This is a genomic window from Streptomyces sp. NPDC048258 (genome assembly GCF_043201995.1).
Taxonomy (GTDB): Bacteria; Actinomycetota; Actinomycetes; order Streptomycetales; family Streptomycetaceae; genus Streptomyces.
Map to the genome: position 1 here is coordinate 371,696 of NZ_JBICZH010000006.1, position 12,740 is coordinate 384,435.

Annotated in this window: 7 protein-coding genes; 4 read left to right on the top strand and 3 right to left on the bottom strand. The window is 73.6% G+C overall.

Going from position 1 to position 12,740, the window contains the following annotated elements; translation table 11 throughout:
* Positions 1–381: 381 nt before the first annotated feature.
* The gene (locus tag ACGFYQ_RS17570; protein ID WP_393744676.1) at positions 382–3,636 is read left to right on the top strand and encodes an ATP-binding protein; all 3,255 of its coding nucleotides are present in this window, start codon (positions 382–384) and stop codon (positions 3,634–3,636) included.
* Between the two features lie 42 nt (positions 3,637–3,678).
* On the opposite strand, the gene ACGFYQ_RS17575 is transcribed toward ACGFYQ_RS17570, so the two are convergent.
* Positions 3,679–5,736, bottom strand: coding sequence for a sigma-70 family RNA polymerase sigma factor (locus ACGFYQ_RS17575; RefSeq protein ID WP_393744678.1), 2,058 nt, complete (start codon positions 5,734–5,736; stop codon positions 3,679–3,681).
* A 137-nt stretch (positions 5,737–5,873) separates the two neighbouring features.
* Complete coding sequence (locus ACGFYQ_RS17580; protein WP_393744680.1) at positions 5,874–6,647, bottom strand: TetR/AcrR family transcriptional regulator; 774 nt, start codon at positions 6,645–6,647, stop codon at positions 5,874–5,876.
* Positions 6,648–6,986: 339 nt separating this feature from the next.
* Here ACGFYQ_RS17580 and ACGFYQ_RS17585 point away from each other — a divergent pair, with 339 nt between their 5' ends.
* A complete protein-coding gene (locus tag ACGFYQ_RS17585; RefSeq protein ID WP_393744682.1) occupies positions 6,987–8,405 on the top strand; it encodes an NAD(P)/FAD-dependent oxidoreductase in 1,419 nt (472 codons plus the stop codon).
* 135 nt (positions 8,406–8,540) lie between these two features.
* Positions 8,541–10,334 (top strand): SpoIIE family protein phosphatase, encoded by a 1,794-nt coding sequence (locus ACGFYQ_RS17590; RefSeq protein WP_393744723.1) that lies wholly within the window; start codon positions 8,541–8,543, stop codon positions 10,332–10,334.
* A 61-nt stretch (positions 10,335–10,395) separates the two neighbouring features.
* Here ACGFYQ_RS17590 and ACGFYQ_RS17595 read toward each other — a convergent pair whose 3' ends face one another.
* Positions 10,396–11,709 (bottom strand): MFS transporter, encoded by a 1,314-nt coding sequence (locus ACGFYQ_RS17595; protein ID WP_393744725.1) that lies wholly within the window; start codon positions 11,707–11,709, stop codon positions 10,396–10,398.
* 133 nt (positions 11,710–11,842) lie between these two features.
* Between ACGFYQ_RS17595 and ACGFYQ_RS17600 the strand changes: the two genes are divergently transcribed.
* Positions 11,843–12,379: a MarR family winged helix-turn-helix transcriptional regulator gene (locus ACGFYQ_RS17600; RefSeq protein ID WP_069921218.1), complete on the top strand. Its 537-nt coding sequence runs from the start codon at positions 11,843–11,845 to the stop codon at positions 12,377–12,379.
* The last annotated feature ends 361 nt before the right edge of the window (positions 12,380–12,740 follow it).

Sequence of the window (12,740 nt, forward strand, 5' to 3'; positions counted from 1 at the left end):
GTTGGGCCCGCCGCCGCGCGGTCCTGCCGTGGATCCGTCGCGGATCAGGCGCTGAGCACCGAGGCGGTCACGACGGCCCGCCCGAAGGCGCCGCCCAGCCCCGGCGCCCGCGCAGGGTCGAACGGTCCGGGAGGGGCAGGACCGCCGTCCGGTCCGCATCCGGCCGACCGGGCAGAGCCTCGTGATCACCGCAGCGCTGTTCGCGGACGTTCGCGGACCACCCGCGCCACTCCGCGGAACCCCTCGCCCCGCTGGACCCGGCCACCTGCGCCCCGTCGCCCGGGCCCCGCGCACCCTGCCGGCGGCCGACGGAGACACCTCGTTCTCCCGACCGCGCCGAAATCCGCTGCCGCCCCCGCCGGGGCCAGGCAGAATTGGCCGGTGCGGTATCTCATCCTTGGCGCCACCGAGGCGCGCGACGAGACCGGCGCCCCCCTCCCCGTCGGCGGCGCCCGCCTGCGCGCGCTCCTCGCCGCCCTCGCCCTCCGCGCCGGCGGCCGGGCCTCCGTACCCGACCTCGTCGACGAGGTCTGGGGCGACGACCCGCCCCACGACGCCCCCGCCGCCCTCCAGGCCCTCGTCGCCCGGCTCCGCCGCACCCTCGGCGGCCGGGACTCCGTCCACGCCGACCCCGCCGGCGGCTACCGCCTCGCCGCCGCCCGCGAGGACGTCGACCTGCACCGGTTCACGCGGCTCGCCGTCCAAGGCGGCCGCCAGCTCGCCGCCGACCCCGCGGCCGCCGCCGACACCCTGCGCACCGCCCTGGCCCTGTGGCGCGGACCCGCCCTCGCCGACCTGCCCGAGCCCGCCCGCTCCGCCCACGCGGCCGCTCCCGAGGCCCGCCGCGGCGCCGCCCTCCGCGACCGCATCGAGGCCGACCTGCGCGGCGGCGCCACCGCTCCGGCCGAACTCCTGCCGGAGATCGAGGCGCTGATCCACGAGAACCCGTACGACGAACCGCTGCGCGTCCATCAGCTGCGTGCGCTCCGCGCCGCGGGCCGTCCCGCCGACGCCCTCGCCGCGTACGAACGCACCCGCCGCGCCCTCGCCGACGGCCTCGGCACCGACCCCGGCCCCGAACTCCGCGCCCTGCACACCGAACTCCTCCAGCCGCAGCCGCAGCCGCAGCCGCAGCCACCGTCGCAGCTCCAGCTCCAGCCGCAGCCGCCGTCGGAACCGGCCGCACCCCCCGCGCCGGAGGCGGCCGCGCCCCGCGGCAACCTCCGCCCCCGCCTCACCTCCTTCGTCGGCCGCGAGCCCGAACTGGCCGCCCTCCGCACCGACCTGGCCCGCCACCGCCTCATCACCCTCACCGGACCGGGCGGCTCCGGAAAGACCCGGCTCGCCGAGCACGCGGCCGCCGCCGACCCCGAACCCGCCTGGATCGTCGAACTCGCCCGCCTCGACCACCCCGCGGCCGTCCCCGGCGCCGTCCTCAGCGCCCTCGGCCTGCGCGAGAACTCCCTGGTCGCCCGCGAGAAGACCGGCGCCGACGACCCCGCCACCCAACTCCTGGAACACTGCGCGCACCGCGGCCTGCTCCTCGTCCTCGACAACTGCGAGCACGTCATCGGCGCCGCCGCCGAACTCGCGGACCGGCTCCTCGCGCACTGCCCCGGCGTCCGGATCCTGGCCACCAGCCGCGAACCCCTCGGCGTACCGGGAGAGAACGTCCGCCCCGTCGAGCCCCTCCCGCCCGACCCGGCCCACCGCCTCTTCGCCGACCGCGGCGCCTCGGCCCGCCCCGGCTTCACCCCCGGCCAGGACCCGGCCGCCGTCGCCGAGATCTGCGCCCGTCTCGACGGCCTGCCGCTCGCCATCGAGCTGGCCGCCGCCCGGCTGCGTCTGCTCACCCCGCGCCAGATCGCCGACCGCCTCGACGACCGCTTCCGCCTCCTGACCAGCGGCAGCCGCACCCTCCTGCCCCGCCAGCAGACCCTGCGCGCGGTCGTCGACTGGTCCTGGGACCTGCTCGACGAGCCCGAACGCGCCGTCCTGCGCCGCCTGTCCGTCTTCGCGGGCGGCTGCGACCTCGCCGCCGCCGAGGCCGTCTGCGCCGACCCGTCCTACGACGCCGCCGACATCCTCGGCTCCCTCGTCGACAAGTCCCTCGTCCTGGCCGAACCGGACGCCGCCCACGGCATGCGCTACCGCATGCTCGAAACCATCCACGAGTACGCCGCCGAGCGCGCCGCCGCCCACCCGGCCGAGGTCCGCGCCGCCGCCCGCCGCCACGCCGCCCACTACCTCGCCTTCGCCGAGGAAGCCGAACCCCTGATCCGCTCCGCCCCCCAGATCCCCTGGATCCGGCGCGTCGAGACCGAGCTCGACAACCTCCGCGCCGCCCTCCACACCACAGCCGTCGAAGAAGCCGACACCGAGACCGCCCAGCGCCTCGTCTTCGCCCTCGGCTGGTTCTGGTGGCTGCGCAACTACCGCACCGAGGGATCCGAGTGGACCACCCGGATCCTCGCCCTCACCCCGGAGGAACCGCCCGAGGGTTCGCCCGCGTACTGGCGCTTCATGCGCCTCCAGGTCCTCGACATGTTCCTGCTGGCGGAGAGCAACAGCGCCGAGAAGTTCCGGACGCCCGAGTACCGCGCCCTCGCCGTCCGCATCAAGGAGGCCTTCCGGCACGGCTCCCCCGAGACCACCACCTTCCCCGGACTTCTGTGGCCCGCGACGGCCTTCCTCACCGGGGAGGCCCTCGAATTCCACGCCGACCTCAACGAGTCCGTCGCCAACTGCCGCCGCCACTCGGGCGAATGGGAACTCGGCCTGATCCTCATGCTCCGCACCCACGTCGCCATCGACATCGCCGGCGGCCTGCCCACCGTCGACGCCGACCTCGTCGAACTCCACGAGATCGCCCACCGCGTCGGCGACCGCTGGACCCGCGCCCAGGTGGCGAGCGCCGCCGGCGAGGTCTCCCTCTCGCGCGGCCGGTACGCCGACGCCCGAACCGAGTACGAGGAGTGCCTGCGCCTCGCCCGCGAGGTCGGTGCCCACGTCGAGGCGCCCTTCGCCATCGCCCGGATCGCCGAGGCCGCCTACTGCGCGGGGGAATTCGACGACGCCGAACGGCTCCTGGCGGAGGCCGACAAGGAGGCCGACCGGTACGGCGGGGTGTACGACGTCAGCTCCTTCGCCCGGCTCCTCGGGGCCCTGCTCGCCCTCCAGCGCGGCGACGCCGCCAAGGCCCGGAGCGAGTGCGAGCGGGCCCGCGCCGAGTCCGAACGGATCACCGTGCCCGCACAGCTCACCGCCGGGCTGGACATCGTCGACGCCGTCCTCACCGCCCGCGAACAGGGCCCAGCGGCCGGCCTCGCCCTGATCGGGCCCGCGCTCGCCGCCGCCGTCGCCGCCCGGTGCGCCGAGCGCTTCCTGGCCGGTATGGCCGAGACGGCCGCCGGGATGCTGGCCGACGCCGACCGGCCCGCCGAAGCCGTACGGGCCCTCGCGGCGGCCACCGCCTGGCGCGCGGGCCATCCCCGCTCGGTCCCCGAGAGCGCCGCGGTGGACGGCATCCCGGCCCGCACCCGCGCCGTGCTCGGCCCCGACCGCTACGCGCGGGAGGAGGCCGCAGGCGCCGCGCTCGCCCCGGCCGCCCTGATCGCCACGCTCGCCGGCAGCTGATCACCGGCAGCTGGTCACCGGCAGCTGATCACCGGCAGCTGGTCACCGGCAGCTGATGACCGAGTCGGCCCAGCTCGCCAGCGCGGGCAGGTGGCCCGGGCCGGCCTTTTCCACCACCAGCCGCAGCGTCTCGCGCCCGGTGAGCGGGACGTCCACGGCCGCCGGGGTGTCCCCGTACCCGAGCGCGGCGGACCGCCACAGCCGCTCCCCGTCGGCGTACACGGAGAACCGCACCGAGCCGTCGGTGAACAGCGAGAGGCTGTCCACCCCGGCTCGCGCCGTGAAGGCCGTGCACTGCCGGTTGAGGGTGATCTCCACGGAGGAACGGGAGCTCACGGTGATCCCCTGCCCGAACCGCCGGTCGCCCACCTCCAGGCCCCAGCGCTGCCACACCCAGCTGCTGCGCCAGGTCTGGAGCTCCGGGCCGCTGTGGTCCCCGTACGCCGAGTGCCCGAGCCGGGCCAGCTGGAACCCCTGCGCCGGCTTCGGCGCAGGGGTCGGGGCCGGCTTCGCGGAGGTCCGGCTCGGAGCCGGGGTCGGCGAGGGCTTCTGCGGGCTGGGCGAAGGAGACGGCGACGGCGACGGCGACGGGCGCGCGGGAGCGAGCGCGGCGGGCGTGGAAGGCGCCGGACTGCGCGGAGGTACGGAGCCCCGCGTGGGCGGCGGCTCCACCCCGGGCGGGCTCGGCTCCGGTTCGGGCGAGGCGGGCGCGTCCGGCACCATCGGAGCCGCCACAGTGGGCGCGGGCTTCGCCTGGGCCTGCGGCTCGGTGTCGTCGCCGACCAGCGCGAACACCACCCCGGCGGCCGCGGCGACCGCGATCCCGGCGGCGAGGGCGGCCTTGGCCGGCATCCCCAGCCCCTCGGACACCACGGCACTCCCGAGCCCGGCCCCCGTACCGGCCCCACCGGCGGCCCCCGTACCGGCCCCACCGGCAGCCCCGGCCCCGGCGGCCCCACCCGCAGCCCCCGCACCACCGACACCCGCGGCCCCGGCAGCCCCGGCGGCCCCACCGGCAGCTCCCGCCCCGGCGGCCCCGGCCCCCGCGGTCGACCCGCCGACGGCAGCCGCGGCGACCCCGGCTCCACCCGCGGCGACGGCCCCGCCGGCCACCACCCCGGCCGCCTTGGCGGCGTACCCGGCGGCGAACCACCCGATGACGGCGACCGGAAGCAGCGCGGGAATCCCCGCGTTGACGTCCTTGAGCTCCCCGGCCGCCAGCCGGCACTTCGCGCACTCCTCCAGGTGCTTGCGCAGCCCACGCTCCGCCCGCATCCGCAGCCCGCCGCGCGCATAGGCGCCCAGCCGGTCCGAGTACCGCGCGCAATCGCCGCCCGCACTCAGCGCCGAACTCACATGGGCCTGCAGATACGCCTGCTTGAGCCCCTCACGGGCCCGACTGGCCAGCACGGCCGTCGCGTTGGCGCTCAGCCCGAACAGCGGCGCGATCGCGCTCGGCGAGGCCTCCTCCACGGTGGTGTGCCACAGCACGGCCTGCCACCGCTCGGGCAGGCTCCGGAAGGCCTGCATGGCCAGGGACTGCTCGGCCTCGTGCATCGCCCGGACGTCCGCCCCCAGTTCGAGGGTGTCGTCCCCGGACAGCCCGGACAGCCCGGCAGGCCCGGTCCCGCCCTCCGTACCCGTGGCCGCCTGCTCGGCGAAGACGGCGAAGTCCTCGACGAGATGCTCCCGCCTGGCGGTCTTCGCCCAGGCCGCGGCGACCCTGCGCACGGTGGTCAGCAGATAGGCCCGCACCGACTGGTCCGGCCCGGCCCCGCCCCGTACCGCCTGGAGGGTCCGCGCGAACACCTCGGCGGTCAGGTCGTCGGCGGTGTGCCCGTCCCGGCAGCAGGTCCGCGCGTAGCGACGTACGGCATCGGCGTGCCGGCGGAACAGCTCCTCGTACGCGCCGTCGTCGCCGCCCCGCATCCGGGCGATCAAGTCCCCGTCGGACGGCGGCAGCTCACCCCCGGTGCCCGCCGAAGCGGCGCGCCGGCCCGACGGTTCGCGCTGGGCGGGAACGTGCCGGGCGGGCAGGCTGCCCGCCTCGACCTCGCCACCGGCGCCACCGAGTGGCTCTTCCCGCCCGTCAACGCTCATCGCGGAAGCCCCCGCACGACACCCTCAACCGGTACACCGATCAAGCGTGTCACACGGCGGCCACGCGTCGAACCCGTTTGCACACCATCCACTCATGCGGGGACAGTCCGGCGAAATCCCGTACTGTCACCCGGAAATCACACCGTGCGGGACCGCAGTCCTTCGAGCAGGATGTCGAGCAGCCGCGTCGAAGCCGCCGCCTGCTGCGCCGGGTCGGGCAGCGCGGGCGCCGCCGTCGCTATCACGAGCAGTACATCGGCCACCGTGACGTCGGTCCGCAGCTCACCGGCCTCCCGGGCCCGGTCCACCAGCCGGCCGACGACCTCCAGCAGCGCACCCGCACCCGAGTCGTCCGAGGGCTCGTCCTCGATCGCGGGCCGGGCGCCCACGACGCGCAGATCGGGAGCCCCGCCGGTCGCGACGGCCTGGCGCTGGTGCGGAACCCGCGCCGCCTCGGGCTCCTCGACGCCGTCCTCGCTCGCCGAGCCCACCCGGAGCACCTGCGGCGGCAGCAGCCGCCCGGCGCCCGAGGCCACGGAGGTGCGCAGGAAGCGCGACAGCGCCTGCCACGGCTCCTCCTCCTGGCCCAGCGCGGTCCTGGCCTGCTCGGTCAGCCGGGCGGTCTCTTCCTCGGCTATCCGCCGGACCAGGACGTCCTTGCTCGGGAAGCGCCGGTACACCGTGCCGACGCCGACGCGCGCGCGGCGCGCCACGTCCTCCATCGGGGCCCCGTAGCCCAGCTCGCCGAAGACCTCGCGGGCCGCGCGCAGGACGTGCTCCAGATTGCGCTGGGCGTCGACGCGCAGCGGCGTGGACCGGCCCACTCCGTGCGTGGTGCCGCCCGCGATACCGCGACCGTTGCTCTCGACCGAGAGCGCGGTCGCAGAACCATGGAAATCGGAAATGTTCATATGTTTCCCCCGGTAATCATTTGTCTCCCCCCGGAGACACTCCCCGCCTTCACGTCGAGGGGGCCACGGTCATGGGGCCCGGTCCTACTCCTCGACGAGATACGAACATAGTTGAGCCAGAGTCAATTCAGAAGAGGCAGCCCCGGACGGAGCACCGCCCGATCGGAGCATTCACCCCCACTTTTCCGTTCCGGCCCCTCGGAATCGCCCCTTCCGTATGCTCTGACCTGCGCATCTCCACCCCCGTCCAAGGTCCGCCCACACCCCGTCCCAGCACCACCTCCGGTCACACAATCTGTCGGGGCTGTGGACAAACTCCCGGCCACGTTGCGTCATGGGATGGTGAAGGCTGCTAACTCCCGGGGCACGGCCCCCGGTACCCCGCCCCGCACCCGCATCCTGGTCGTCGGCGGCGGCTACGTCGGCATGTACACGGCGCTCAGGCTCCAGAGAAAGCTGAGAGCCGACGAAGCCGAGGTCACGGTGGTCACCCCCGAGCCCTACATGACCTACCAGCCCTTCCTCCCCGAAGCAGCCGCGGGCTCGATCTCCCCCCGCCACGTCGTGGTCCCGCTCCGCCGCGTCCTCGACAAGTGCCGCATCGTCATCGGCGAGGCCCAGCGCATCGACCACGCCAAACGCACCGCGACCGTCACCACCCTCGCCACCGAGGAGGAGGGAACCGGCGCCGTCGAGATCGAGTACGACGAACTCGTCCTCGCCCCGGGCTCGATCTCCCGCACCCTCCCCGTCCCGGGACTCGCCGACTACGGCATCGGGTTCAAGACGGTCGAAGAGGCCATCGGCCTGCGCAACCACGTCATCGAACAGATGGACATCGCCTCGTCCACCCGCGACCCCGCCCTGCGCGACGCCGCCCTCACCTTCGTCTTCGTCGGCGGCGGCTACGCGGGCGTCGAAGCCCTCGGCGAGCTGGAGGACATGGCCCGCTACGCCGCGCGGTACTACCACAACGTCAAGGCCGAGGACATGAAATGGGTCCTGGTCGAGGCCAGCGACCGGATCCTCCCCGAGGTCGGCCCCGAGATGGGCGTCTACACGATCCGCGAACTGCGCCGCCGCAACATCGACCTCCGCCTGGAGACCCGGCTCGAATCCTGCGAGAACCGCGTCGCCGTCCTCAGCGACGGCGCCCGCTTCCCCACCCGCACCGTCGTGTGGACCGCAGGAGTCAAACCGCACCCGGTCCTGGCCGCCTCCGACCTGCCGAAGAACGAGCGCGGCCGCCTGGCCTGCACCTCCTTCCTCACCGTCGAGGGCGTCGAACACGCCTGGGCCGCCGGCGACGCCGCGGCCGTCCCCGACATCACCGCCGCGCAACCCGGCCGCGAATGCGCCCCCAACGCCCAGCACGCGGTCCGCCAGGCCAAGGTCCTCGCCGACAACCTCATCGCCGCCCTGCGCGACGAAGTCCTCACCGAGTACGCGCACAAGTACGTCGGCTCCGTCGCCTCCCTCGGCCTCCACAAGGGCGTCGCACACATCTACGGCCGCAAGCTCAAGGGCTACCCCGCCTGGTTCATGCACCGCGCCTACCACCTCAGCCGCGTCCCCACCTTCAACCGCAAGATGCGCGTCCTCGCGGAATGGACCCTCTCCGGTCTTTTCAAGCGGGAGATCGTCTCCCTAGGCTCCCTCGAACACCCCAGGGCAGAATTCGAACTCGCCGCAGGCGGCGGCCCCAAGGAACCCCCGCCGACCCCCGCCCCCAACCCCCCGCAGGACAGCCAGGGCTGACGTTGTCAGTGCGGTCGGCCACACTGGACGTGTGACCATAGGTGGGCTCACGCCTGCACAGAGTGACAACGTCCCGTCAGTGACCGACCACGAGCGACACAGCGACCACTTGCGACACCACGAGGCTTGAACGCAGTGAACTTCACGCGCTGGAGCGCCCGGTTTCCCGGAACGCAGCGCCGCGCCGCCGCCCGGACCGAACACGCCGCCGCCCAGGCCAAGCGGGGTGAAGGCTCCGTCCCGGCAGCCCGCGGCGGCCGCGCCGACCCCGGAACCGAGCGGTCCACGCCCGCCGCGGACGGCCGCCCCGCCGACCCCACGGTCACCGGCACCGGCAGCGGATCCGGTACCACCCCGGCCGTCGCCCCCGTTCCCCGTACGGGCGTCCCCATCGCGGCGCCCACCCCCGACGAGCTCTCCGTACGCGAGGTCCTCGGCCGGCTCCCGGCCCTGGTCGCCCTCGTCCACGGCCCCGAGCACCGCGTCGCCTACGTCAACGACGCCTACACCGCCGGCTTCGGTACCCGCGCCCCCGGCGCTCCCGCCCACGAAGCCCTCCCCGAGCTCGGCGAGCTCGGCCTCCTCCCCCTCCTCGACCAGGTCCAGCGCAGCGGCAAGCCCCGTACCGCCAAGAACCGCACGGCACCCGGCGGCACCAGCTCGTACACCGTCACCTGCACCCCGGTGGAGTTCCCCAAGTCCGCCGCCGGGCGCGACCCCGACCCGGACCCCGACCACACCGGGATCCTGATCCACCTCGCCGACGTCACCGACCACGCCGAGGCCGTCGAACGCCTGCGCGCCAGCGAACGCCGCCAGCGCGAGGCCGCCGTCACCCTCCAGCGCTCCCTCCTCCCGCAGGAACTCGAACAGCCGGACGACCTGCGCGTCGCCGCCACCTACCAGCCCGGCGGCACCGAGGCGGCCGTCGGCGGCGACTGGTACGACGTCATCACCCTCGGCGCCGGCCGCACCGCCCTCGTCATCGGCGACGTCATGGGCCGAGGGGTCCGCGCCGCCGCCGTCATGGGCCAGCTCCGCACGGCCGTCCGCGCGTACGCCCGCCTCGACCTGCCCCCGCACGAGGTGCTCCAGCTCCTCGACGGGCTCGCCGCCGAGATCGACGCCAGCCAGATCGCCACCTGCGTCTACGCCGTCCACGACCCCAACGAGGGCCTGCTGGCGTACGCCTCCGCCGGCCACCTCCCGATCCTGGTCCGCGACGAGGACGGCACCGTACGCAGAGCCGCCGACCCCACCGGCCCGCCGCTGGGCACCGGCGGCTGGCTCCACACCTCGGGCACCATCGCCCTGGGCCCCGGCTCCACCGCCGTCCTCTACACCGACGGCCTGGTCGAACGCCGCGGCGAGGACATCGACGAAGGCGTCGCCGCCCTGGAACGCGCCCTCTCCGGCGCCCAGGGGACCCCTGCCGTCATCTGCGACCGCCTGATGCGCGCCCTCGGAGTGGACGCCGACCACGACGACGACGTCGCCGTGATGGTCCTGCAGCAGCCCGCCCGCACCGGCGCGGACGCCGAGCTCTTCCACAACGCCGCCCTGGAACTCCTCGGCGGCATCGAGGCCGCCCCGCGCGCCCGGGCCTTCGCCCAGGGCGTCCTCTCCTCCTGGCGCTTCCCGGTCGAACTGTGCGATCTCGGCGTACTGGCCGCGAGCGAGCTCGTCGCGAACTCCCTCCAGCACGGCACCCCGCCCATGCGCCTGCGGCTGCGCCGCACCGACCGCCGCCTGATCATCGAGGTCACCGACGGGGACGACCACCTCCCGCGCCGCCGCCGCGCCGAACCGGCCGACGAGACCGGCCGCGGCATCTCGATCGTCGCCACCATCGCCTCCTCCTGGGGCTCCCGCCGCACCCCGGGCGGCGGCAAGGCCGTCTGGTGCGAGTTCGCCCTGCCGGACAAGTAGCCGGACACGCCGAAGGCCCCGGTCCACCGGACCGGGGCCTTCAGCGTTCTTCTACGGGCGCTTACGCGTGCACGGGCTCAGCGGCCTTGGCCACGACGGCCGGACCGGCCGGACCCGCCGGACCCGCCGGACCACCCTGCGCCACGACCCTGGACAGCGACGGGTTGTCCTGCGCCGGCGTCAGCTGCTTGCCGAGCCGCAGCGCCAGCCACGCGATCCCGAGCGAGACGGCGATGAAGATCCCGATGTAGAGCAGCGGAACCCCCGCACCGAGCGGCACACCGAGCGGCCCCAGCGCCAGCGCCATCTGCTTGACCAGCGCGAAGGCCGAGTTGTACTGGCCCACGGAGCCCTCCGGAGCCAGGTCCGCCACCAGCGGTGCCAGGGTCGGCGACAGCATGGCCTCGCCGATGCCGAAGAGCGCGTACGTGGTGACGAACGCGGCGGCCGCCATCATGGCGCTGCCGTGTCCCAGCCCCGAGAACCCGGCGATGACCCACGCCACGGTCCAGATCAGCCCGACCAGCGCGATCACGCGGGACCGACGTCGCTTCTCGACGAGCCGGAGCACCACGAACTGCGCGACGACGATCGCACCGGTGTTGGCGGCCAGCGCGAAGCCGAGGGTGGAGGGGGAGATCCCGGCGGCCTCGGTACCGAAGGCGGCCAGACCCGACTCGAACTGCCCGTAGCAGGCGAAGAAGATCACGAAGCCCAGCACCAGCAGCTTGACCATGGCCTGGTGCCCCAGCAGCCGCTTCCAGCCGCTGCCGCCGGCCTGTGCCGGGTCCTTCGGCGTGGCGTCCTTGATGACCGGCGCGTGCGGCATCTTCACGGTGAGGATGACGCCCGCCAGCACCAGGAACATCACGGCCTCGATGCCGAACAGCAGGGTGAAGCTGCCGGGACGGGTCTCGTCGACGATCTGGCCGCCGATGAGACCGCCGATGCCCAGGCCCAGGTTCTGCATGAAGAACTGGAGGGCGAAGGCACGCGTCCGGCTGGACGGCGTGGAGCACCACACGATCATCGTGGCGAGGGCCGGCTGCATCACGGCCTGCCCGGCACCGAGCGTCAGGGCCGACAGCAGGATCGGCACGATGCCGGTGGAGAGCCCGAGGGAGAGCGCACCCACCGAGGCGGCGACGGCCGCACCGATGACCACGGGGACCGGACCACGTCGGTCGATGACCCGTCCGGTGAGGGGCAACGCGACAAGAGCGCCCAGGGCGAACGCCACGAACGCGCTCGTGGCGGCCATGGAGCCCAGACCTCGCACCTGCGCCACATAGATGTAGAGGAACGGAACCGTGAAACCGATGCCGAACGCGGTCAGCGCGTTCCCGGCCTGGATCCGCCGCATCGCAGCGCCCATCACCTTGGTCACTTCTCACCTGCCTTTGAGAGCCGAAGACTAAAGACTTCAGAACTTCATACCTAAACTTCGATCCTTAACTCTACACACCGAAGGAGTTAGACGCCAACGGGTTCGTGCGATACTTCGACCCATGGGTGACACCCCCGACGGCACTACGCCCGTCCACGAGCCGAGCCTCGATGAGCAGATCGCCGTGTATCAGCGCGAGTTCCAGGACCTCGACCCCCAGGTCGAGAAGGTGGTGTCGGCGCTGAGCCGCCTGAACCGCCGCATGAACGTCGCGTACGGACGCCAGACCGCGGCCCTGGGCATCAGCAACGCGGAGTGGGAGGTCCTCAAGGCCCTCGTCATCTCCGGAGCCCCGTACCGGATGGGCCCGAGCGAGCTCGCGAAGCAGCTGGGCCTCACGCCGGCGGCGATGACCCACCGGATCGACCGCATGACGGCGGAAGGACTGGTCACCCGTGAGCGGGACGAGTCCAACCGGGTCCGCGTGATCGTGGAGCTCACCGACGAGGGCCGCAGCAAGTGGCTCGACGCGATGCGCGCGGCGACGGTCTTCGAGGAGGACCTCCTCCAGGACCTCTCCACCGCGGAGCGCGGGGTGCTGGGCGACATGCTCACCCGGCTGCTGGACCGCGTGGAGGACCTCCAGTCCCCCAGCTGACCACCGAAGTTGACACAGCCCCCGAGGATCCGTAAGGTTCTTCGAGTTGTCCCAGAGCCGGAAGGTTTCGGCGACAACGAATCCCGCCGCCTCGTCGCGGCACCCAACTCAGCACGATCTCCCACTGGGAACGAATTCGGCATGTCCGAATTCATTTCCGAAGGCCGATTATGAATCGCCGGGGAAATCCACTAGAGTTCGGGAGTCGGAAGGGCCCAACAGCCCGGAAGACAAACCCCGCTGACTGGGGGTCAGGCCCGAAAGGATCTGATAGAGTCGGAAACGCAAGAACAGAACGAAAGCCCGGAGGAAAGCCCGAGAGGGTGAGTACAAAGGAAGCGTCCGTTCCTTGAGAACTCAA

Bases quoted from the DNA above. Each gene is read 5' to 3' on its own strand.
- ACGFYQ_RS17580 (WP_393744680.1), bottom strand. From the start codon at position 6,647: ATGAACATTTCCGATTTCCATGGTTCTGCGACCGCGCTCTCGGTCGAG.
- ACGFYQ_RS17595 (WP_393744725.1), bottom strand. From the start codon at position 11,709: ATGGGCGCTGCGATGCGGCGGATCCAGGCCGGGAACGCGCTGACCGCG.
- ACGFYQ_RS17575 (WP_393744678.1), bottom strand. From the start codon at position 5,736: ATGAGCGTTGACGGGCGGGAAGAGCCACTCGGTGGCGCCGGTGGCGAG.
- ACGFYQ_RS17600 (WP_069921218.1), top strand. From the start codon at position 11,843: ATGGGTGACACCCCCGACGGCACTACGCCCGTCCACGAGCCGAGCCTC.
- ACGFYQ_RS17585 (WP_393744682.1), top strand. From the start codon at position 6,987: ATGGTGAAGGCTGCTAACTCCCGGGGCACGGCCCCCGGTACCCCGCCC.